General features: G+C 61.8%; 21 protein-coding genes. 10 read left to right on the top strand and 11 right to left on the bottom strand.

Going from position 1 to position 22,801, the window contains the following annotated elements:
- Window positions 1-40 precede the first annotated feature (40 nt).
- The 6 genes from B5P46_RS02370 (at window position 41) to B5P46_RS02345 (ending at window position 7,741) form a co-directional block, all read left to right on the top strand.
- A complete protein-coding gene (locus tag B5P46_RS02370) occupies window positions 41-1,249 on the top strand; it encodes an aspartate transaminase (protein WP_129417288.1) in 1,209 nt (402 codons plus the stop codon).
- A 78-nt stretch (window positions 1,250-1,327) separates the two neighbouring features.
- On the top strand, window positions 1,328-2,266 hold the full coding sequence (nac, locus tag B5P46_RS02365) for a nitrogen assimilation transcriptional regulator NAC (protein ID WP_129417287.1): 939 nt from the start codon (window positions 1,328-1,330) through the stop codon (window positions 2,264-2,266).
- Between the two features lie 193 nt (window positions 2,267-2,459).
- Window positions 2,460-4,523, top strand: coding sequence for a hydantoinase/oxoprolinase family protein (locus B5P46_RS02360; protein ID WP_129417286.1), 2,064 nt, complete (start codon window positions 2,460-2,462; stop codon window positions 4,521-4,523).
- A 10-nt stretch (window positions 4,524-4,533) separates the two neighbouring features.
- Window positions 4,534-6,210: a hydantoinase B/oxoprolinase family protein gene (locus B5P46_RS02355; RefSeq protein ID WP_129417285.1), complete on the top strand. Its 1,677-nt coding sequence runs from the start codon at window positions 4,534-4,536 to the stop codon at window positions 6,208-6,210.
- Between the two features lie 9 nt (window positions 6,211-6,219).
- A complete protein-coding gene (locus tag B5P46_RS02350; protein ID WP_129417284.1) occupies window positions 6,220-7,023 on the top strand; it encodes an SDR family oxidoreductase in 804 nt (267 codons plus the stop codon).
- 16 nt (window positions 7,024-7,039) lie between these two features.
- Complete coding sequence (locus B5P46_RS02345) at window positions 7,040-7,741, top strand: HpcH/HpaI aldolase family protein (RefSeq protein WP_129417283.1); 702 nt, start codon at window positions 7,040-7,042, stop codon at window positions 7,739-7,741.
- Window positions 7,742-7,824: 83 nt separating this feature from the next.
- Here the strand turns inward: B5P46_RS02345 and B5P46_RS02340 are convergent, their stop codons facing one another.
- Complete coding sequence (locus B5P46_RS02340; RefSeq protein ID WP_129417282.1) at window positions 7,825-8,289, bottom strand: Lrp/AsnC family transcriptional regulator; 465 nt, start codon at window positions 8,287-8,289, stop codon at window positions 7,825-7,827.
- Between the two features lie 126 nt (window positions 8,290-8,415).
- On the opposite strand from B5P46_RS02340, the gene alr reads away from it, so the two are divergent.
- The 3 genes from alr (at window position 8,416) to B5P46_RS02325 (ending at window position 11,934) form a co-directional block, all read left to right on the top strand.
- Window positions 8,416-9,549 (top strand): alanine racemase, encoded by a 1,134-nt coding sequence (gene alr, locus B5P46_RS02335; protein WP_129417281.1) that lies wholly within the window; start codon window positions 8,416-8,418, stop codon window positions 9,547-9,549.
- Between the two features lie 29 nt (window positions 9,550-9,578).
- Window positions 9,579-10,829, top strand: a complete 1,251-nt coding sequence (locus tag B5P46_RS02330; RefSeq protein WP_129417280.1) for a D-amino acid dehydrogenase — start codon at window positions 9,579-9,581, stop codon at window positions 10,827-10,829.
- Window positions 10,830-10,911: 82 nt separating this feature from the next.
- Entirely contained in the window at window positions 10,912-11,934 is a 1,023-nt protein-coding gene (locus B5P46_RS02325) for a helix-turn-helix transcriptional regulator (protein WP_129417279.1), read from the top strand.
- Window positions 11,935-12,018: 84 nt separating this feature from the next.
- On the opposite strand, the gene B5P46_RS02320 is transcribed toward B5P46_RS02325, so the two are convergent.
- Window positions 12,019-13,353, bottom strand: coding sequence for an aspartate aminotransferase family protein (locus B5P46_RS02320; RefSeq protein WP_129417278.1), 1,335 nt, complete (start codon window positions 13,351-13,353; stop codon window positions 12,019-12,021).
- A 144-nt stretch (window positions 13,354-13,497) separates the two neighbouring features.
- Between B5P46_RS02320 and B5P46_RS02315 the strand changes: the two genes are divergently transcribed.
- Window positions 13,498-14,046: a cupin domain-containing protein gene (locus B5P46_RS02315; protein WP_003550363.1), complete on the top strand. Its 549-nt coding sequence runs from the start codon at window positions 13,498-13,500 to the stop codon at window positions 14,044-14,046.
- Between the two features lie 55 nt (window positions 14,047-14,101).
- Here the strand turns inward: B5P46_RS02315 and pcaD are convergent, their stop codons facing one another.
- The 9 genes from pcaD to B5P46_RS02270 form a co-directional block, all read right to left on the bottom strand.
- Complete coding sequence (gene pcaD, locus B5P46_RS02310; RefSeq protein WP_129417277.1) at window positions 14,102-14,884, bottom strand: 3-oxoadipate enol-lactonase; 783 nt, start codon at window positions 14,882-14,884, stop codon at window positions 14,102-14,104.
- Window positions 14,885-15,052: 168 nt separating this feature from the next.
- The gene (locus tag B5P46_RS02305; RefSeq protein WP_129417276.1) at window positions 15,053-16,384 is read right to left on the bottom strand and encodes an MFS transporter; all 1,332 of its coding nucleotides are present in this window, start codon (window positions 16,382-16,384) and stop codon (window positions 15,053-15,055) included.
- 43 nt (window positions 16,385-16,427) lie between these two features.
- Window positions 16,428-17,216 (bottom strand): benzoate diol dehydrogenase BenD, encoded by a 789-nt coding sequence (benD, locus tag B5P46_RS02300; protein WP_129417275.1) that lies wholly within the window; start codon window positions 17,214-17,216, stop codon window positions 16,428-16,430.
- A complete protein-coding gene (benC, locus tag B5P46_RS02295; RefSeq protein ID WP_129417274.1) occupies window positions 17,213-18,238 on the bottom strand; it encodes a benzoate 1,2-dioxygenase electron transfer component BenC in 1,026 nt (341 codons plus the stop codon). The genes benD and benC overlap by 4 nt, the downstream gene beginning before the upstream one ends.
- A 39-nt stretch (window positions 18,239-18,277) precedes the next feature.
- Window positions 18,278-18,766 (bottom strand): benzoate 1,2-dioxygenase small subunit, encoded by a 489-nt coding sequence (gene benB, locus B5P46_RS02290; protein WP_129417273.1) that lies wholly within the window; start codon window positions 18,764-18,766, stop codon window positions 18,278-18,280.
- Complete coding sequence (locus tag B5P46_RS02285; RefSeq protein WP_129417272.1) at window positions 18,763-20,121, bottom strand: Rieske 2Fe-2S domain-containing protein; 1,359 nt, start codon at window positions 20,119-20,121, stop codon at window positions 18,763-18,765. Before B5P46_RS02285 ends, benB begins: the two co-directional genes overlap by 4 nt.
- Before the next feature lie 103 nt (window positions 20,122-20,224).
- A complete protein-coding gene (gene catA, locus B5P46_RS02280; RefSeq protein WP_129417271.1) occupies window positions 20,225-21,163 on the bottom strand; it encodes a catechol 1,2-dioxygenase in 939 nt (312 codons plus the stop codon).
- An 81-nt stretch (window positions 21,164-21,244) separates the two neighbouring features.
- On the bottom strand, window positions 21,245-21,535 hold the full coding sequence (gene catC, locus B5P46_RS02275) for a muconolactone Delta-isomerase (RefSeq protein WP_065282876.1): 291 nt from the start codon (window positions 21,533-21,535) through the stop codon (window positions 21,245-21,247).
- Between the two features lie 12 nt (window positions 21,536-21,547).
- Window positions 21,548-22,729 carry a muconate/chloromuconate family cycloisomerase gene (locus B5P46_RS02270; RefSeq protein WP_065282877.1) on the bottom strand — a complete coding sequence of 394 codons (1,182 nt, stop codon included), beginning with the start codon at window positions 22,727-22,729 and terminating at the stop codon, window positions 21,548-21,550.
- Between the last annotated feature and the right edge of the window lie 72 nt (window positions 22,730-22,801).

Raw genomic sequence — 22,801 nt, 5'->3', positions numbered from 1 at the left:
CGATCCCGCCTCTCAAGGAATCACAATCGAGGAAATCTCAATGAGCACTTTCGTGCCTGCATCGCGTGTGTCCAGAATCAAGATTTCGCCAAGCACGGCTGCGGCAGCCCGGGCTCGCGAACTGAAGGCTGCCGGCCGCGATATCGTCGACCTGACCGTCGGCGAGCCGGACTTCGATACGCCTGACAACATCAAGGCCGCGGCGCACGCGGCTATCGACAGGGGCGAAACGAAATACACGGCGGTCAACGGCACGCCGGCGCTGCGCAAGGCAATCATCGGTGATTTCCAGCGCCGGCTCGGCCTCAGCTACGCGGACAACGAAATCTGCGTGGGTGGCGGCGCCAAGCAGATTCTGTTTCTGGCGCTGATGGCGAGCGTGGAAAACGATGCCGAGGTGATCATCCCCGCACCATACTGGGTTTCCTATCCCGATATGGTCATAGCCAACGATGGCAAGCCGGTCATCGTCGAATGCCCGCAGGAGGCGGGCTTCAAACTGACGCCGGAGGCATTGGAAAAAGCGATTACGCCGAAGACCTTGTGGCTGATCCTCAACGCGCCGTCCAATCCGACGGGCGCGGCATATGACAGGAGCGAGGTCGAAGCCCTCGGCGAGGTGCTGCTGCGCCATCCCCACGTCCTCGTGCTTTCCGACGACATTTACGACCAGGTCTGGTTCAAGGACGAGCCGATGACGACGCTGGTGGCCGCCGTCCCGGAACTGAAGGAGCGTGTTCTGCTCACCAACGGCGTCTCCAAATCCTACGCTATGACCGGATGGCGTATCGGCTACGCGGCGGGTCCGGCCGCCCTGATCGCAGCCATCAACAAGCTGCAGTCGCAGATGTCGTCCTGCCCGTCGTCGGTCAGTCAGGCCGCAGCCGCCTATGCGCTGTCTTCGGACCAGTCATTCGTCGCGGAAAGCGTGGCGGTCTACAAGGAGCGCCGCGATTATGCGTGCTCACGGCTCAACGCCGTGCCCGGCCTCTCCTGCCTGGTGCCGGATGGGGCCTTCTATCTGTTTCCGAACTGCGCTGGTGTCATCGGCAAGAAGACGCCCGAAGGCAAGACAATCGAGACAGACCTCGATTTCGTGCTCTATCTGCTCGATGGCGTCGGGGTCGCGGCGCTGCAGGGTGCCGCCTACGGAGTATCGCCTCATTTCCGCCTCTCGATCGCAACGTCGATGGAGGCGATCACGCAGGCATGCGATCGCATCGAACGGGCCGTTGCCGACCTGTATTGACTGCAAAGAGGCCGGTGGGCCTTGCGCCCCACCGGCCGCAGGCTTTACGTTTTTTTGTGAAACAAGAAGCCGGTGGCCATGAGCGTCGATTTCCGAAAACTGAAGAGCTTCGTCAAGATCGTCGATACGGGCAGCGTATCGCGCGCGGCAAGCATTCTGAGGACGGCCCAGCCGGCGCTGTCGCAGCAGATTGCCGCTCTCGAGGCGCACTTCAAGCACAAGCTTCTCATCCGCAGCAATGTCGGCATTACGCCGACCGAGGCGGGGCTCATCCTCTATCGGCATGCGCAATTGATGCTGAAGCAGATCGAGCAGGCGCAGGTCGACATCGATCAGTCCGCCAAATCGGTGGCGGGCCGCGTCTCGATCGGACTTGCGACCTATTCCTCGTCAAGCGCCTTGTCGCTGCCGATCCTCAAGGAGATGAAAGCCAGGCATCCCCATATCGTCGTCCACATCAATGACAGTTTCGGCCAGATCCTCAGCGAACTGATCATGACGGGCAAGATGGACATGGCGCTGATCTATGCCGCTGCCCCGATCAAGGGCGTCACCCTGCAGCCATTGTTTCGCGAGGAAATGTTCCTCGTCTCGCCGCCGGGCATTGAGCTCCCCGGGGATAGCAGCGCGCCGCTTCCCCTTTCTGCCCTCCAGGAAATCCCGCTGCTTCTTCCCAGCAAGGCACATCTGCTGCGGCGGCTGATCGACGACGCCTTGGCGAGAGCGAGAGCCACACCTGATGTCGTCGCGGAAATCGAATCCGTTCCGGCCCTCAGCGCGGCGGTCCTCGAGGGGCTTGGATCGACCATTCTGCCGGCTTCCGTGGTCACCGAGACGGCGATCTTTTCGGGCGCCCAGGTGAGGGCGCTGACGAAGCCGGTGATCGACGCGACGGTGTCGCTTTGCGTCGCCGATCATCTTCCCCTGTCGGAACCCGCCATCGCTGCGCGGTCGGTTCTCCTCGATGTCGTGGGCAAGCTCATGAGCAGTCATCACCCCGGAATCAGGCCGGCTTAGCCGGCGGCCGATCCTCGCAACGGCGATCTGACGGCGTATCTCCGCTTCGCCATAAGCAAACCCTATAGCGGCAGACTGTAGTTGTGTTAGCCAACGCGGCGGGCATTCCCCTAACCTCCAAGCAGACACCGGGTCCGGGCATCGGATCCGCATAGCGGCGCCTGCCGCGCCGAACAGTCGCTTCGAGGACAACATGGCAAAACTGGCTTTCGACACGGGCGGTACCTTTACCGACTTCGCGCTCCTGGACGACAAGGGCGACCTTCACCTTCACAAGGTCCTGAGCACGCCGAAGAACCCTGCAGAAGCAGTCGTGCAGGGTGTGTCCGAATTGCTGGAAAAATTCGCCGGCAACATCGCCATCGACAACCTGCAGGTGCTGGGCGCCACCACCGTCGTCACCAACGCGGTTCTCGAGCGCAAGGGCGTCGAGACGGGGTTCGTCACCACCGACGGCTTTCAGGACATGCTGCGTATCCGCAACGAAGGACGCTACGACCTCTACGACCTGAACATCAAATATCCCGACCCGCTGGTTACCCGTGCAAACAGCTTCGGCGCCAAGGAGCGTATCGCAGCTGACGGTTCCGTCATGACCGAGCTCGAGGAGGAGACGGTTCGCGAAATCGCCGGCCGCCTGAAGGAGAAGGGCATCCGCTCCGTTGCTGTCTGCCTTCTCCATGCCTACAAGTATCCCCAGCACGAGCAGCGCGTCGCAGTGCTGCTGCGCGAGGAAGACCCTGACATCTTCGTCTCGCTCTCCTCCGAAGTCTGCCCTGAGATGCGTGAGTTCGACCGCGCGTCGACGACTGTTGTCAACGCCTATACCAGGCCGCAGATGGCTGGGCACGTCGCACATCTCCAGCGTGAGTTCGCTGCGAAGGGCATCGATCGCCAGGTCCTCTGGATGACGTCGTCGGGCGGGCTGGTGCCGAGCCGGCGGGCCGCAGAACTGCCGGTGCGCCTGATCGAGTCGGGCCCGGCGGCCGGCGCCGTGGCCGCTGCCGAGTTCGGCCGCACGGCAGGTGAGGCGAGTGTCTTGTCCTTCGACATGGGCGGCACGACCGCGAAGCTCTGCCTGATCCCCGACGGTGAGCCGAATGTCGGCACCGATCTTGAAGTCGCCCATTATCAGCGCTTCCGCAAGGGATCCGGTTTCCCGCTGAAGATCCAGTCGATCCAGATGATCGAGATCGGCGCGGGTGGCGGTTCGATCGCGGCCAAAAACTCTCTCGGTCTGCTCGACGTCGGCCCGCACTCCGCAGGCGCCATGCCCGGACCGGCCGCCTACCAGCGCGGCGGCACCCAGCCGACCGTCACGGATGCGGACATCCTGCTCGGATATATGGGCACCGAATCCTTCGTCGGCGGCTCGTTCAAAGTTTCCAAGGAAGCCGCCCACGAGGCGATGGCCAAACTCGCTGCCTCGCTTGAGGTTTCGGTCGAGCGCTGCGCATGGGGCATCCATGACCTCGTCAACGAATCCATGAGCAAGGCGGCCGCCATGCATGCGACCGATCTCGGCGTCGATCCCCGCTCGCTGCCCATGGTGGCCTTCGGCGGCGCCGGTCCGGTGCACGCCTATGGCATCGCCCGCAAGCTCGGCATTTCCCGCATCATCTGCCCGACTGGTGCAGGCGTGAGCTCGGCGATCGGCCTGTTGATCGCTCCCGTGGCGGTCGATCTGTCCGCAAGCCATCCGATGGCACTCGACGCCTGGAATATGGATGCCATGAACCGTCTGCTGGACGAGCTTTCGGCCCAGGGCGCCGAAGTCGTGTCGGCGGCGGGCGTCCCGAAGGATACGATCAGCAACCGCTACACCGTCGACATGCGCCATGTCGGCCAGGGCCATGAGATCACCGTGGTTCTGCCTGACCGGAGCCTGCCGAAGGAGGAATTCCTCAGTGAGCTCCGCGGCAATTTCTTCAAGCTGTACCGCGAACTGTTCGGCCGTACCGTTGCCGCGCCGCTGGAGGTCATCACCTGGCGCCTGCGCGCCGGCGGTGAAAAGGATCAAGTCACGCGGCCGCACGAGACCGTCGTTGCCGACGCGAAGAAGGGCAGCCGCAAGGTTTATTTCCAGGAGATCGGCGGCTTTGCCGAGACTGCCGTCTACGACCATTACAAGCTTCCCGTCGGCGAAGACGTCAAGGGGCCGGCAATCGTCGAGCAGCGTGAATCGACTGCGGTCGTCGGGCCAAGCGGCGCCTTCCATGTGGATGCCCATGGCAACCTCGTGATCAACATTCGCTAAGGGTACTCAGATGTCGAAACCCGCCACCGATTTCAACGACCCGATCAACCTTCAGGTCATGTGGAACCGCCTGATCTTCATCGCAGACCAGGCCGACAACGTCCTCGGCAAGACGGCTTTCTCGCCGATCGTCCGCGAGAACCACGATTACGTCACCGTCCTGCTGGACAGCAAGGGGCGGGCGCTGGCGCAATGCACCTGGTCGATCCCCGTCTTCATTACCTCGCTCCCGGCCGCGGCCCAGAACTATTTCCTGCCGAAATTCCCGGCAGACAAGCTCGAAGAAGGCGACGTGCTGGCGACCAACGATCCGGAGATCGGCACCGGCCATCTTCCCGATGTCACGATGATCACGCCGATCTTCAAGAACGGCAAGGTCGTCGCCTATGCCGGGTCCATCGCCCATCTTCCCGATATCGGCGGCGCCCCGCTCCATTCCGAAGCGAGCGATATCTACGAGGAAGGCATCCGCTTCCCGATTATCAAGCTGCTGAAGGCCGGCGTTCCGAACCAGGACGTCTTCGACATCATCGAAGCGTCGGTCCGCCTTCCGACCGAAGTACGCGGCGATCTCGAGTCGATGATCGCTGCCAACAACGTCATGGGCCGCGAACTCGTCAAATTCCTGGATGAGTACGGTCTCGACGACGTCGAAGGCCTGGCGACCGCCATTCATTCCCGCTCTGAAGCGCAGACCCGCAAGGCGATCCGGGAATGGCCGAACGGCAGCTATGCGGCCGAGGTTCTGCTCGACGGTTACGATGTCGACGTGACGCTGAAGGCTTCGGTGATCATCAAGGACGACTCGATCCATGTCGATTACACCGGCACCTCCGACCAGGTTCTGCACTCGATCAACTGCCGGACGAACTATCGTTACGCCCATTCCGTCTATGCTCTGAAATGCCTGCTCGACCCTGAGACGCCGAATAACGAGGGCTGCATCGTCCCGATCACCGACGAGGCGCCGCTCGGCTGCATCCTCAATCCGCAACACTGGACGGCGGGCAATTCGCGAAACCTGATCGGGCACGTCATTCCCTCGCTGATCTTCAAGGCGCTCGAAGGCGTCGTGCCCGAAAAGGTCATGGGCGACAGCGGCGGCGCTCCGATCTGGGCTGCCAATTGCGTTGGTCAGCGCAACGACGGCACGCAATATGGCTCCGTCCAGAATTTCCATGGCGGGCAGGGCGCGCGCGCAAAGCTCGACGGTCTGGACACGCTGAGTTTCCCCTCGAACTGCAAGGTAACGGCCATCGAGATGTTCGAGGTTGCCGTTCCCGTGCTGACGGAGCGGAAGGAACTGATCGCGGACTCCGGCGGAGCAGGCAAACATCGCGGCGGTCTCGGCCAGCGTGTCGTGCTGCGGAACCTCGGCAAGAACCCAATGAACATCTACCTCGCTTCCGAGCGTGTTCGCCATCCCTGCTTCGGCGTCGTCGAAGGGCAGAGCGGATCGGCCGGAAAGGTCATGAAGGACGGTAAGCCCCAGTTCCCGAAGGGCAAGGTGGTCCTGAAGACCGGCCAGCGCCTCGAGGTCGAGACGCCAGGCGGCGGCGGTTGGGGAGCTGCGAGCGATCGTTCGTCTGCACTCATCGAGCAGGATCTTTCCGAGAACCTGATCACGGCGAAGGCTGCGAAGGAAATTTACGGCTATTCTGGCCCGATCGCTGCTGCAGCCGAATAGGGGAAAACCATGGGACTTCTTCAAGGAAAAATCGCTCTGGTAACGGGAGCCGGCTCCGGCATCGGTCGCGAAACCGCTCTGCTGCTGGCAAAGGACGGCGCCACCGTCGTGCTGACCGGGCGGCGGATCGAGCCGCTGCGCGAGGTGGCGGCCTTGATCGAAAAGGCTGGGGGCAAGGCCGTCGCGCGCGCGCTCGATATCGAGACGCGTGAAGAGATCTTCGCGGCCGTGACGTGGATCAAGGATAGCGTCGGACCCGTCGACATCCTGGTGAACAATGCCGGCAGCGCAAGCAAGGTGCTGAACGCGCGTTTTCTGAGCGAGGCCGAGTGGACCTCCACCATCAACGTCAACCTGACCGCCGTCTTCAACCTGACCCAGGCAGTCCTTCCGGACATGATCGCCAAGGGCGAGGGAACGATCATCACCGTCTCGTCGCTCGCGGTGATCAACCCCAACCTGCTGGGTGGAGCGGCCTATGGTGCGGCCAAGGCCGGCGTGAAGAACTTCATGACCTTCCTGCACAACACCTATCGCAATCAGGGGATCCGGGCGACGACGATCCTGCCCGGCGAGACGAATACGCCGATCATGGACAATCGCGCGCGGCCCCCTCTGGAGGAGGAACGCGCGGTCATGATGGATCCTCATGACGTCGCCCGTGCGATCGTCCTCTGCGCCAGCCTGAACAAGAGCGCTGTGATCCCCGAGCTTCACATCTGCCCGACATTCATGCGGGACACGTCCGCCGACATCGAAATTGCGCGTTGGGTCGGAGCGCCGTCCGATACGCCGGATATGCCGAAAAAATAGAATTGGGAGGATATTGATGAACGGAGCGAAGTTGCGCGCCCGGCTGTTGGCCGGCGAGGCGATCACCATGTATACGCCGCATCACTCCTCGTCGGGGCTGGCAGCCCGGCTGGTGGAACTCGGCGCCGATTCCGTCTTCGTCGATTGCGAACACGGAACCTGGAGCTTCGACGATGTGCGCATGACTGCACAGATCGTCCGGTCCGTCGGCGGAGCGGCGATCGTCCGGCCGCATTCGCACGAACGCCCGATCATCATCAGGTATCTGAATGCGGGAGCTGACGGCATCATGGTCCCGATGGTGGACACGGCCGAACAGGCGCGCGCCGTCGTCGATGCCGTCCGTTACGCTCTTCCGTCCGACTTCGACAAACGCCTGGTGGTGGCGATGATCGAGACGGTGGATGCCATCGACAATCTCGACGAGATGCTGAAGGTCGATGGTATCGACGTCTTCTTCATCGGACCTGGCGATCTTTCGCAGAATATGGGCTATCCGCCGGCTCCGCCCTTCGGCGAGCCGCGCCCTGAAGCGGTCATGGAGAAGGTCGCGGTCGCCGTCGACAAGATCCGCGCTGCAGGCAAGATTGCAGGCACACTGGCCACCGCCGATGAACTGCCTACTTGGCTGGAGAAGGGTGTGCAGTTCTTCTATATCCACACCGACCCCTTCCTGCGCCGCGGGATTACGGGCATCAGGCAGACGCTCGCGCGGTAGTCGCCCGGATTTTGAATGGGAATAAAACCGCGCGGTCGCCAAGGCCACGGCGCTCGAATTGATATAGACTTGATGATCGCGGTTCAGCGCCTGCCCCTCGTGCGCGTTGCCAGAACATTGCGGATCGAGAAGCTGGAATGAATCCTGAGGACACCGGGCAAGGTCGACAGGATCTCTTTATGGATCCGCTCGAACTCGCCGGCATTGGCAACCTCCACGCGCAGCAGGTAGTCCGAACCGCCGGTCATCAGAAAACATTCCCGGATCTCGGGATGCCGGCGAACCGCCGCCTCGAGGCGGTCGAGATAGTCCTCCGTTTGTCGCTCTAGGGTGATGTTGATGATCACGGCGATCATCTCATCCGCATTGCCGGTGTCCACCAGCACCGTATAGCCGCGGATCACGCCTGATTTTTCCATGATCTTGATGCGCCTGAGGCAGGCCGAGGGAGAGAGACCGATCTCGCCGGCGAGCTTGGCATTGCTCATGCGGGCATCGAGGCGCAGCAGTCTCAGGATATTGCGATCGATCACGTCGAGAGCAGGCATAGTGGATCATTCCAAATTTTTATCGATTATGCGGATAATAGGCAGATTATGCAATAATCAACTACTGAATGATCGGCAATTTCGCTCATTATTTCATAAACTCCCTGAGATCGAAGAGGGGTGGACATGGATAGCGATATTTTGGTTTCCCGCACACGCACTGCGACGACCACGCAGGGAGCCACGGGCTATCTGACGATCGATCTTGCCGCCCTCGGCCGTAACTATCGCAAGCTCGTATCGATGCTGGCGCCGGTCCGTACAGGGGCCGTCGTCAAGGCCGATGCCTATGGCCTTGGCGCTGACCGGGTCGGAAGAACGCTCTACGGCGAAGGTTGCAGGCATTTTTTCGTCGCCCAATTTGTCGAGGCCTTGAGGCTCCGGCCGGCCCTTGCGCACGACGCCCAGATTTTCGTGCTGAACGGCTTGCAGCCGGGTAACGAGATCGCCTGCGCCGAGATGGGCATCGTCCCGGTTCTCAATTCGCTGGCGCAGTGGCGGCAGTGGTCAGCGGCTGCGCGCATTCTGAAGCGCTGCCTGCCCGCCGTCCTGCAATTCGACACCGGCATGTCGCGGCTCGGTTTTCCCGAGGAGGAAAGGGCGGAGCTGGCGGCGGCTCTTCGCGATGGCAGCAATGTCGAAATCCTCTTCATCATGAGCCATCTGGCTTCGGCCGATGACATGGACAGCAAACAGAACGGCGAGCAGTTTGCCGAGATGTCCCGCATCGCCGACGAATTTCCGGGCTTTGATATTTCCGTTGCCAATTCCGGCGGCGTTTTCCTGGGCGACGCCTATCACGGCGTGCTCGCCCGCCCCGGCATCGCGCTTTATGGCGGCGCTCCAAACGCCGGCGAGAAGAACCCGATGGAGCCGGTTGTCAGCCTCAATGTCGCCGTCGTGCAGACGCGCACCGTGCCGGCGGGGGCGAAAGTCGGTTATGGCGGCGCGCATGTGACGCAACGGGAAACACGTCTCGCCACCATTGCCGCCGGCTATGCCGATGGCCTGCCGCGGTGCCTCAGCGACCGCGGCGCCGTCTATTTCAAGGGCATCCGCCTGCCGATCGTCGGCCGCGTGTCGATGGACAGCGCGACCGTCGACATATCAGCACTGCCTGAAGGGGCTCTGACCTTCGGCAGTCTTGTCGAAGTGCTTGGCCGCCATCAGACGCTCGAAGACGTTGCCCGCGACGCCGGCACCATTTCTTACGAAATCCTAACCGGCCTGGGCGATCGTTACGACAGGCAATATCGCTGAGAGCCGGCGGCTCCATTATTGGGAACATCATGAAGGTCATCGTTCTAGGAGCCGGCATCGTCGGCGTCACATCCGCTTATCAACTGGCCAAGGCCGGCCATGAGGTCACGGTCGTCGACCGGCAGTCGGGTCCGGCGCTGGAGACGAGCTTTGCCAATGCCGGCGAAGTCTCCTTCGGCTATTGCTCGCCATGGGCAGCGCCCGGCATTCCCATGAAGGCCATGAAATGGCTGTTCATGAAACATGCGCCGCTCGTCCTGCGACCGAAACTCGATATGGCCATGCTCTCCTGGATGGCCAGGATGCTGTCGAACTGCACCTCCGAGCGCTACGCGATCAACAAGAGCCGCATGCTGCGCCTTGCCGATTACAGCCGCATCGCGCTGGCCGATCTTCGCGCCGAGGCCGGCATCGCCTATGACGAACGCATGCAGGGGACCCTGCAGCTTTTCCGCACGCAGCAGCAGCTGGAGGCCTCGGCAAAGGATGTCAAAGCGCTGGCTGCCGACGGCATTCCCTATGAGGTGCTGGACCGGGACGGCTGCATCCGCTTCGAACCGGCGCTCAAGCACGTGCGCGAGAAGATTGTCGGCGGTCTGCTGACGCCGAAAGACGAGACCGGCGACTGCTTCAAGTTCACCAATGCGCTGGCTGCCAAGGCCGAGGCGCTCGGCGTCCGCTTCGCTTACGGGACGACGATCAAGGCGCTGGATGTCGAGGCCGGCCGGGTGCGCGGGGTCATCACCGATCGTGAGCGGATGAGCGCGGAGGCGGTGGTGGTTGCGCTCGGCAGCTATTCGCCGCTGCTGCTCAAGCCGCTCGGCATCAGGCTGCCGGTCTATCCCGTCAAGGGCTATTCGCTCACCATCCCGATCACCGATGCGTCACGCGCGCCGGAATCGACCGTCATGGACGAGACCTACAAGATTGCGATCACCCGGCTCGGTGACCGCATCCGCGTCGGCGGCATGGCTGAAATATCAGGCTACACCAATGATCTCGGCCTGGCCCGCCGCAGCACGCTGGAACATTCGGTCACCGATCTCTTCCCCGGCGGCGATATTTCCAAGGCCTCCTTCTGGTCTGGCCTGCGGCCAATGACGCCGGATGGCACGCCGGTCATCGGCGCGACAAAGGTCGCCGGCCTCTTCCTCAATACCGGTCACGGCACGCTCGGCTGGACCATGAGCACCGGTTCGGCCCGGCTCATCGGCGATCTCGTCAGCGGCGGCCGGCCGGAAATCGACGTGACGGATCTCGCCATCAGCCGCTACCGCTGACCGCCCTGGCAACGCAAAAAAGAGATGAACATGATTGCACAAATCCATTATCACTTGTGTAAATCGTCTTTCGAGGCCACGAATGTCCGTCAATTCTCATATACATAACGATGGCAGCCCCGCCCGACAGCTGGCGGTGCAGAGCATGTTGTTTCGGGAAACGGCGCACAGCGGAACAGACGCGGATCAGCTGTCGGAAATATTGTCGACGCCAAACTCCCCGATCAAGGTTGCGGCGGAAGGTCATATGCCGATTGCATACCACTGCAATTTCGTCTCCGTGGGAGAACAGGTAACCGTAGCCGACTGTACCTACGAAGGCACAATCCTGATCAGGCGGGAGGCGCCCAGCGACAGGATGATCGTTTTTCTACCGATGGCAGGGAACGCATCTTTCGAAGGCATGCGGGAGCAAATCTATTCGGTTCCCGCTCGCGGCACGATCCTTGAGGCAGGTCGTGCCGCGGGGGCTCGCCTGTTTGGGCCACGCCGACATTTCGGCCTGTTCGTCGATCAGGCAAAGATCATCAGCCACCTGACGCATATGTTCGAAAGAACGATCAGCGGCGACATCGATTTTCATCCTCATATCGATCTGACGACCGGTCCGGGGCTTGTATTCCAGCAACTTGTCTCGAGCCTCCATCGCGGCCTCAGCGGGAACGGACCGCTGCAGCGCTCGCCGCTGGCCGCCGGTTCGCTCTGCGACGCGGCGATCTATCTGCTTCTGGAGACCTGCCCCCATCGTTATTCGAACGAGCTTGCGCTCCCTGCTCCGGCTCCAGCCCCACGCCATGTGAAATGGGCCATCGACTTCATGGAGGAACACATCGCTGAGCCGATTTCGCTCAACGATATCGCGATGGCAGCCAAGGTAAGCGTTCGGACTTTGCAACAGGGTTTCCGGCAGTTCAGGGGTACGACCCCGATGGCCTACCTGCATGAACTTCGGATGGTTGCCGCCCATCGCGATTTGCTCGAGTCTGACGCGAAGCAGGGCATCGCCGACGTCGCGCTCAGATGGGGATTTACGCATCTGGGGCGGTTTGCAGCAGAATACAGGAAACGCTTCGGCCAGTTGCCGTCACAGACCTTGAAACGCTGAGCTCCGTCTCGGTGTGCCGGATGGTTCCGTCGACGATGGACCAGACGTCCGATCGTCGACGGGAGCAGAACGCGGGATGCGGATCTATGCCGCGCGCTTCAGGGCATCACCGAGTGTCGAAACAATCGTGTCGATCTGGTCTTTCTCGATAATGAGCGGCGGGGAGAGGGCGATAATGTCGCCGGTCACCCGGATCAGCAGGCCCTTGTTGAAGCAGTCAACGAAGATGTCGTAGGCGCGGGTTCCCGGCGCTCCGTCACGAGAAGCCAGTTCGACTGCGCCGACCAGTCCGAGATTGCGGATGTCGACAACATACGGCAGGCCTTTCAGTGAATGGAGGGCCTCCTGCCAGTACTCGGCCAAGTCGGATGCGCGCGTCAGCAGGCCTTCCTCCTCGTAGATCTCCAGAGTAGCGAGCCCGGCGGCACAGGCGACCGGATGGCCGGAATAGGTATAGCCATGGAAGAGTTCGATCGCGTTTTCCGGTCCAACCATCAGGCCGTCATAGACCTTCCTGCTGGCAAAGACTGCGCCCATCGGGATCGTGCCGTTGGTGATGCCCTTCGCCGTGGTGATGAGGTCGGGCACGACGCCGAAGTAATCCGTTGCGAAGGGGGTGCCGAGGCGCCCGAAGCCGGTGATGACCTCGTCGAAGATCAGCAGAATCCCGTGCTTGTCGGCCGTCGCACGCAGCTTCTCCAGATAGCCCTTCGGCGGCAGGACTACGCCGGCCGATCCCGACATCGGCTCGACGATGACCGCAGCGATGGTTTCGGCGCCGTGCAACTGCACCAGGCGCTCAAGATCGTCCGCCAGTTCCACGCCGTGCGGGGGGAGCCCCTTTGAAAACGCGTTGCGCCCGATGTCGAGCGTGTGGCGCATATGGTCGGCCGGTATCTGCGGGAAGACCCGCCGGTTGTTGACGAGACCGCCGACGGAAATGCCGCCGAACCCGACGCCATGATATCCCTTCTCACGCCCGATGATCCGCGTGCGGGTGCCCTGGCCGATCGCCCGCTGATAGGCGATGGCGATCTTGAGCGCCGTATCGACCGATTCCGAGCCCGAGCCGGTGAAGAAGATCCTGTCGAGCTTGGCCTCTGGGCCGCCCGGGGCGTTCGCAGCCAATTTCGAGGCGAAGTCGAAGGCGATCGGATGCCCCATCTGAAAGGTTGGCGCATAATCCAGCGTTGCAAGCTGTCGTTCGACGGCCTGGGAAATCTTCTTGCGGCCGTGGCCGGCGTTGCAGCACCAGAGCCCGGCCGTGCCGTCAAGAACCCGATTTCCATCGATGTCGGTGTAGTACATATCGTCTGCGGCTGCCAGAAGGCGCGGCGTGGCCTTGAATTGCCGGTTCGCGGTGAACGGCATCCAGAAATTTTCGAGTACGGGCGCGTTCGTTTTGCTGAGCTGGTCCATCCTGGCCTCCTTTGGGATGGCGCCGAGAATGGCAATTTCCTACTTTCAAACAAGTCCTTTTCTTTGTCGGTGCAAGCTGTTGAAATTCAATGGATGGAAAGTTATTAATTTGGATATTCTGAACAACATAAAACGAACCGCATCATGTCAGTCGACATTGGCAGCCGCCTTCGCCATCTCCGCATCGCCCATAAGCTTTCCCAGCGGGAGCTCGCCAAGCGCACCGGCGTGCCCAATTCGACGATCTCGCTGATCGAATCGAACGCCTCCAACCCGTCGGTCGGGGCCTTGAAGCGAATTCTCGACGGCATCCCCATCGGTCTGGCGGAGTTCTTCGCCTTCGAGCCCGAACGTCCAAGGAAGGCCTTCTATGCGGCCGAGGAGTTGGTGGAGATCGGCAAGGGCGCCATTTCCTACAGGCAGGTTGGAGAAAACCTGTTCGGGCGTAGCCTGCAAATACTCAAGGAATGTTACCAGCCGGGCGCCGACACCGGAAAGGTTCCCCTTGTTCACGAGGGGGAAGAAGGCGGGATCGTGCTCTCGGGAAGGCTCGAGGTGACGGTCGATGACGAGCGGCGTATTCTTGGAGCGGGTGACGCCTATTATTTCGAAAGCCGGCGCCCGCACCGCTTCCGCTGCGTCGGACCGGTGCCCTGCGAGGTCATCAGCGCCTGCACGCCGCCGACTTTCTAAAGTATTCGTCGCATCGAATTGGATTCATGCGCCGCACATGTTTGGGCGACATGCATCAGTTGAGGAGAAATTCCAGAAGCGCCGCGTTGAACGCCTGCGAGGCTTCGATATTGACGATATGGCGGCCACGCAACGACAGGTGCCGGCCCTGCTGCACACGGGCGGCAATGTATTCCAGATCGGATGGCGGGCATACCGGATCGTCATCGCCGGAGATGGCCAGAAGCGGGTTGGCGATCTGGTTGATTTCCTCACGAAAGCCGGCGCCGGCCAGCGCCGCGCAACACCCGGTGTAACCCTCGACCGACGTCGCGGCAAAGCTTTCGAGCACTGTGCCGACGATGCCGGGTTCGGTGGCGCTGAATGCCGGGGTGAACCAGCGTTCGGCAGTGGCGGCAGTGAGAGCCGAAAGCCCGTTCATCCGCACCTCATCCCTGCGCGTCGCCCAGCCTTCGGCTGTGCCGATCTTCGCCGCCGCAGCACAGATGATGAGCTTGTTCAGGCGCTGCCCGGCATTGATGCCCAGCCACTGCCCCGTCAGGCCGCCGATCGACAGACCGCAGAAATGCGCCCGCTCTATCCCCAGGGCGTCGAGCAAGGCGAGCACATCGCCGCCAAGATCGGCCAGCGAATATGGCGGCGGCGGGGCCGACGACCGGCGGTGACCACGGCGATCGTATCGCAGCACGCGAAAATGCCGTGACAACACGGCCGCCTGCGCATCCCACATGCGTAGGTCGGTCCCGAGAGAGTTGCAGAATAAGAGCCAAGGTGCAGCCTGATCGTCCCCGTCGATGCGGTAATGAAGGCGATGGCTGGGAAGATTGAGATATTCCATGAATTCAGTCACCCGCATTGGCGAAAGCCGCGCTCATCGCGGCTTTCTGTGTTGACCTTGTCGCACGGATGAAGACGGTACGATGGTGAAAACCCAAAGGCGAGGCCAGCGGTCCGGTAACGCGGGGCAGCATCAGCCCCGCACGTTTCGTAACCGCTGCGCGTCGCCTTATGCCGCCGCCAGGCTTACGGCGCTCACGCGACGCGCGTTGCTGACCGCGAATACGAGCATCGCGGCTGCCGAGATGACGGCCGGAATGGCGAAGATCAGGAAGTTCTGCTGAAGCGGGAATTCCTTTGCCAATAGGAAGCCGCCAAGCGTCGGGCCGACGATCGCGCCGATGCGACCGACGCCGGAGGCCCAGCCCAGCCCCGTGGAGCGCACGGAGAGGTTATAGAGTTGCGCCACGCTGGCATAAAGCAGGATTTGTGTGCCGATCGTGGTGGCCCCGGCGATGAACACCATCATGAACAGCATTCCGGCAGGCAGATTGAAGCCGATCAGTGCGATCGAGACAGCAGCAGCAGCGAAAAAGCCGACCACGACCTTCGGGAGCCCGAACCGGTCGCCAAGCCAGCCGCCGGCGATCGCCCCGGCCATGCCGCCGAAATTGAGGGAGAAGAGACTGAGCAGGCTCGCCCTTTCGGCATAACCGGCTTCCTGCAGCACCTTCGGCAGCCATGAGGACAGGAGGTACACGAGCAGCAGGCAGCAGAAGAATGCCACCCACAGCATTGCCGTGCGAAGGGCGCGCTGATGCCGGAACAGTTCTGCAATCGAGGCGGCGGCCCCCGTTGTTTCGGTAAAGGTCAGCTTGTCGTTGGCGGACAGATGCACGGACGGCGCGATTTTCGCATAAATCCGCTTCGCCTGCTCCTGCCGGTCCTGACGGATCAGGAAACCGAGGGACTCAGGCAGTTTCCACAGGATGACCGGAAGCATGAGCAGCGGGACAGCGGCGATGTAGAACATCGGCTGCCAGCCGAATTGCGGAATCAGGCCGATGCCGAGCGCCGCAGCGACCATGCCACCAACGGAGTAACCGGAGAACATCAGCGCGACCATGGTTCCGCGGAGGCGCTTGGGAGCATACTCGTTCATCAGCGCCACGGCGTTCGGCATCAAACCACCGCAGCCAAGCCCTGCGATGAAACGAAAGATCTTGAACTCCGTCGGCGTGCTGGCAAGGCCGGTTGAAAGTGTGGCGATGGTGAACAGCATGAAGCTGATCGCGATGCCTTTCTTGCGGCCGATCTTGTCCGCCAGCGGGCCGAAAATAAGCGCGCCAAACATCATCCCGAATAGCGCCCAGGCCTGCAGCGCTCCCGCCTCCGGCTTGCTGAGCTGCCATTCTGCCATCAGGGTCGGCAGCACGGTTCCGGCGATGAAGACGTCGTAGCCGTCAACGATCAGCAGCAGGGCGCATAGCCCAACCACCATCCATTGAAAGCGTCCAACCGGATTGTTGTCTATCGCTTCATTCACATCAATAGCGCGCATGTTCGCTCCTCCACGAGTTGTTACGCAGGTCAGTCCATAGATTTCAGCCGAGGTCTCCGCCGGCGACCGGCAGCACGCTGCCGGTGATGTAGGACGCCTCGTCCGAGGCGAGAAACAGGATCGGCGCAGCCTGCTCGTCAATCGTGCCGTAGCGCTTCATGAAGCTCGAATGCTTCACCTGCTGCACAACCTCGGCCATCCAGCCACGCTCCGCCGCCGTATTCCCGGCTGCATTGCGTGGGATGCGGCGCAGCGGCGCGTCCGTGCCGCCGGGCGCGGTTGCCACCACGCGGATGTTGCGCTCGGCCAGTTCCATGGCGAGCGACTGGGTGATGGCATTGACGCCGCCTTTGGCCGCCGAATAGGGCACACGATGGATGCCCCGCGTGGCATTCGAAGACACATTGACGATCGTTCCGCCGCCGCGCTCGAAAAGATACGGAAGAACAGAATGGCAGCAATAAAGCGTCGGCATCAGGGAACGACGGATTTCGGCGTCGATCTGCTCCGGCTCGAATTCCGAATAGGGGCGCATACGGATGGCGCCGCCGACATTGTTGATCAGGATGTCGATGCCCCCGAATTTTTCCTTGGCAAAGCGCATCGCCGCGGCGGCCCCCTCACAGGTTTCAAGATCCGCATTGAAGGCAGCCACATCCGCGCCCGCCACTTCGGCCGCGACGTCGGCAACGAAGGCAGCGCGGTCGACGAAGAGGACCTTGCCGCCCTCCTCAGCGGCGCGTTGCGCCACGGCACGGCCGATGCCTTGCGCGGCGCCCGTGACGACCAGCACCTTGCCTGCAAAACGGTTCGCAAAGCGCGCGGTGCTCATGCGGCCTCCTTCGCAACGGCATTCGGCGTAAACTTCTCGTAGTAGAAGCTGTTGGGCTTTACCCCGTTGTCGTCGAAATGCTTGCGCACGGCATCGACCATCGCCGGCGGGCCGCAGAGATAGACATCGACCTCGCCGCCGTTGAGCGCCTCGGCCGGCATATGCTGGGTTACCCAGCCCTTGCGCGGATGGTTCGACGCCTGCTCGGCGACCACTGTGCTGTAGGCGAAGTTGGGCAGCCGGCCCGCATAGGCCTCGAGCTCATCCACGAGGACCAAGTCCAGATCGCGGGTCACGCCGTAGATCAGGTGAATCTGCTGCTGCGAATTTTCATGTGCCAGCACCTCCAGCATGGACAGGAACGGCGCAAGCCCCGTACCGCCAGCCAGGAACAAGAGTGGCCGTTCGACTTTCCGCATGTAGAAGCTGCCAAGCGGGCCGGTCAGGTCGAGTTTTTCTCCGCCTTCGGCACGCTCCAGCCAGCTGCTCATCACGCCGCCCGGGATCTTCTTGATCAGAAAGCCGATACGCTGTTTACCGGGCGCTGTGCTGAACGAATAGGAGCGATGCTGGCCGCTGCCCGGCACGGCGATGTTGACGTATTGGCCGGGCAGAAAGGCGGGCGCATCTGCATCCACCTCCAGTTCCAGCACGATCGCCGCATCGTTGTGCGGCGCCACCCTGGCAACCGTGGCGGCGAAGGTCTGCTGCCCGGTCTTGCAGGCGACCGAGGTCGTCGCTACGGCGATGACGCAATCGGAGGTCGGCCTCATCTGGCAGGTAAGGATGAGACCGCTCTCCGCCTCGTCGACGGTCAACGCATCGTCGATATAGTCGTTGCCGAGTTCATAGGAGCCGCTTTCGGCGCGGCACTTGCAGGTGCCACAGACGCCGTCGGAACAGTCCATCGGAAGGTTGATCTTGCTGCGGTAGGCAGCGTCGAGAATCTTCTCGCCGTCCTTGCAGTTGATAAAACGGGTAACGCCGTCCTCGAAGTTCAATGCGATGTTGTAACTGGCCATGGAACCCTCCTCGAGTTTCCTGCCGCCCGGCGATGCACGTCAGATGTGATAGACGTCGATGACCTGGCGGATGTAATCGTTCTTCAGCACGATCTTCTTGGCTGAAATCAACAGCTGGTCGCCACTCCTGCGCAGCGTGACGAACATTGTCCCGAAGAAGTGATCGGTCACTTTGTAGCGGTGGTTGAGCGTGTTGAAGTTGTAGCGGACGTCCACCTCCTCGCCGCGCATTTCCAGCACCTCGACATTGGTGACGTTGTGGCTGGTGCGCGGCTCGGGTGTCGATGCGCCGGACCGCTCCGTCTTGATCCGGAAGACCCGGTCTTCCAGGCCGTCGCGGTTGGGATAGTAGATCAGCGAAATCTGCGAGTGCGGATCTTCGGTGATTTGGTCGTCGTCGTCCCAGGCCGGCATCCAGTAGCTCACGTCCTGCGCATAGCAGGTGAGCCATTCGTCCCAATCGCGGTCGTCCAGCAGGCGCGCCTCCCTGTAGAGGAACGCGCAGATGGTCTCGTAGGAGACGCTCATGCCGCCACCTCCTTGCGCTCAAAGGAGAGCGCTTCGCGCATCACCCTTGCCCAGTATTCGTGCTGGCGGACGAACAGCCCCTCGTCCTCGCTGCGCTCGCCGGAAAGCAGCGGCTTCATGCCCATCTGCTTTGCATTGTCGTCCGGACCTTCGATCCAGAGCGGCGCACCGCGCGACATGTCGTTCCAGAGCGCGGCGATACCGGCATATCCAGCCTGGCAGGCCCGGAATTCCTCCAGGTCGTCGGCCGTGCCCATGCCCGAGACGTTGAAGAAGTCCTCGTACTGGCGGATGCGGAGCGCGCGGTTCTCGGCGCTTTCGCCCTTCGGCGCGAAGCAGAAGATACTGATTTCGGTTTTGTCGACGCTGATCGGCCGGGTGACGCGGATCTGGGTGCTGAACTGGTCCATCAGGAAGACATTCGGATAGAGGCAGAGGTTGCGGGTCTGGTTGACGATGAAGTTCGCCCTGTCCTCGCCCACGCGCGCCGTGATCTCGTCGCGCTCGCTGTAAACCGGGCGTACCTCCGGGTTCATCGTCCGGGTCCAGAGCAGGATATGGCCGTTTTCGAAGCCATAGACGCCGGCAGTCGACTTGCTCCAGCTGTTGGCGTCCACCGCCTTGGTGCCCTCTTCGGCGCGACGACCCATAGTCGCCGCATAGTTCCAGTGCACGGAGCTGACGTGGTAGCCGTCGCAACCGTTCTCCATCTGGAGCTTCCAGTTGCCGTCATAGATGTAGGAGGAATTGCCGCGCAGCACTTCCAGCCCGCCCGGTGCCTGGTCGACGATCTGGTCGATGATCACCCTGGTTTCGCCGAGATAGTCCTCGAGCGAGGCGACATCGGCGTTCAGGCTGCCGAACAGGAAGCCGCGATAGCTCTCGAAACGAGCAACGCGCTTCAGGTCGTGCGAACCATTGTTGTTAAACTGTGGCGGATACTGCGTGGTCTTCTCGTCCTTCACCTTGAGCAACTTGCCGGTGTTGGAGAAGGTCCAGCCGTGGAACGGACATGTGAAGCTGCCCTTGTTGCCGTGCTTGCGACGGCACAGCATCGCACCGCGATGCGCGCACGCATTGATCACGGCATTGAGTTCACCGGTCTTGTCGCGCGTGATAACCACCGGCTGACGGCCGATATAGGTGGTGTAATAATCGTTGGTGTCGGGGATCTGGCTCTCATGGGCCAGGTAGACCCAGTTGCTCTCGAAGATATGTTTCATCTCCAGTTCGAATAACTCGGCGTTGGTGAAGATGTCGCGCCGGCAACGAAACACGCCGGCCTCCTTGTCATCCTGCACCGCCGTCGCAAGCAACTGGTCGAGGTCGTGGGCCTTTTCGATAATCGCAGACATGGTTCTTCTCCCTCCCGGCGCACCTCTCCCCCGTGCTGCCTTTGCAACAATATCGATTTCACGGTGTTGGGGCGGCGGCATCTTTTAGCCGCCGCGTGCGGCCTTACGCTGCGGCGCGCTGGCGCTGCTCGTTGACCTGGTTGTCCACCCCGTTCACGAGCGCGGTGAGATGAATGTCGAATTCGATCTCGGCGAACGGACCGGTGAGATTGTTGGCCTTTATGCTGGCCTCGTCGGTGCGTTCGACGATGGGCGGAACGAGACCCTCCCGGGTAGCGTAGGCAAAGTCGTCATTGACCAGCGGGTCGCCGTCGATGTTGATCTGGGTGGTCAGCTTGCGGTGGCCATCGGCACTAATGAAGAAGTGGATATGCGCCGGACGCTGACCATGGCGGCCGAGCGCGGACAATAGTTGTTCGGTCGGACTGCCGGGAGGAACACCGTAACCGTGCGGCACGATGCTCTGGAACTTATAACAGCCCTTGGCATCGGCGACGATCGTGCGGCGCATATTGAACGGCGCCTGCAGTCCGGTCGGGTCGAAGTGCGAGTAGAACCCGCGGGTGTCGCAGTGCCAGACTTCGACGGTCGCACCCGGCAGCGGCTTGCCGTCGGCATCATATACGATTCCGTGCATGATGAGCGCATGGCCGTTGGTGTCCCTGCCATCGTCAAGACGGGCAAAGCCTTCAGAGACCGGGGCACCGGCCACATAGAGCGGGCCTTCGATGGTGCGTGGGGTCGGATTGTTGATGCCGAGCGCCGCGTCGATGGCATCGAGGCGCTCGTCGAGGAAATGGTCGAGGCCGAGACCGGGCGAGATCAGGCCGGCCTGCCCCGCCGCACCGAGTTCGTTGAGCCAGGCAATGCCGGTCCAGTATTCGTCAGGGGTGATGTTGAGGTCGTCGATTGCCTTGAACAGGTCGGACATCACCCGATGAACGATCTGCTTCATGCGCGGATTGCCGCCGGCGTTGTTCAAGCCGCTAAGAACCTTCAGGAAGTCCTGCACCTCGGGCTTGTCGAAAATCTTTACGTCCATTGCCATACTCCTCCTCCTTGGATGTTGCGAAGCCGATCGAGACGCTCGCCATCCGGCAGAGCGCCGCTGCCGGCGCCTTGCTCAGCTGTCGTCGTCGCTGATCGACGACGGATGCCGCACCAGCGGCGTGACAGTGATGGTCATGAACTTAAACAGGGGCAGACCCGACAGGATCTGGTGCAGCTCGTCATTGTCCCTCACGTCGAAGATGCTGTAGTTCGCGTACTCGCCGACGATCCTCCAGATGTGGCGCCATTTGCCGCTGCGCTGCAGTTCCTGCGAATAGGCCCGCTCCTTCGCGATTATGTCTGCCGTTTCCTCCGAGGCGAGATCTCGCGGGATGCTGACATCCATTCGAACTTGAAACAGCATGGTCTGGCTCCTCTATTTGGCGATGCTGACGGTCTTGCGCAGTCCATCGCGCTGGAAGAACCTGACGCGGTCCTCATCCAGCGTGATGCCCAAGCCCGGTCCATCGGGAACGGTCAGTTCGAAGTCGCTGTAATCCAGCGGCGTGACGAGGATCTCCTCAGTCAACAGGAGGGGGCCGAACAGTTCCGTGCCCCATTGCAGGTTGGCGAAGGTGGAAAAGGCATGCGCCGAAGCGACCGTGCCAAAGGCGCCTTCGAGCATGGTGCCGCCGTAAAGCTCGATCCCGGCCGCATCGGCGATCGCCGCCACGCGCAGCGCATTGAACAGGCCGCCGCTCTGCTCGACCTTGATCGCGAACACGTCGGCGCCGTGGACCCTGGCGATCTCGAAGGCCGATTCCGGGCCGTGCAGGGATTCGTCCGCCATCAGTGCCGCGGGGAAACGGCGCATCAAGTGCGCCAGCCCCGCAGCCGAGGCGACCGGCTGCTCGATCAGTTCGCAGCCGGCATCGGCCAGCGCCGCCATGCCATAGACGGCTTCGGTCTCGCTCCAGGCCATGTTGACGTCGACGCGCACCGCACCGCGGTCGCCCAGCGCATGCTTGATCGCGGCGACATGGGCAACATCCTCGCGGATCGACCTGGCGCCGATCTTCAGCTTGAAGACCTTGTGCCTGCGGATGGAGAGCATGTGTTCGGCTTCAACGATATCCTTTGCGGTGTCGCCCGAAGCGAGCGTCCATGCGACCGGAAGGCGATCGCGGCGGCGCCCGCCGAGCAATTCGCTGACCGGAAGCCCAAGCCGCTTGCCGTGTGCGTCGAGCAGCGCGGTTTCCACTGCGCTCTTGGCGAAACGGTTCTCCTTGACCATCTTGCCGAGCCTCGCCATCAGCGCCTGCACACGGGTTGCATCCTGGCCGACCATGACTGGCGTAAAATAGGTATCGATGGCCAGCTTCATGCTCTCCGGGCTTTCTCCGCCGTAGGCCAGTCCGCCGATTGTGGTTCCCTCGCCGATGCCGACGATGCCGTCGCTGCAATGTATTTTGACCAGCATCAGTGTCTGGCCATTCATGGTCGTCATCGACAGCTTGTGCGGCCGGATGGTCGGCAGATCGATGAGCAGCGTCTCGAGACGTTCTACCAGGGGTAACGCTGCGGCGGTCGAGACAATGGATATTGAGGTCGTGTTCATGGTTGGACTTTGCGCCGGCCACGGACGCTCGTCCAACATCATTTGCGTCTGCTATGATACCTATATGGTATC

This window comes from Rhizobium leguminosarum (assembly GCF_004123835.1).
GTDB lineage: Bacteria > Pseudomonadota > Alphaproteobacteria > Rhizobiales > Rhizobiaceae > Rhizobium > Rhizobium leguminosarum_M.
Note: the sequence above shows the minus strand (reverse complement) of the source record. Positions and strands in the feature narration are given on the sequence as shown.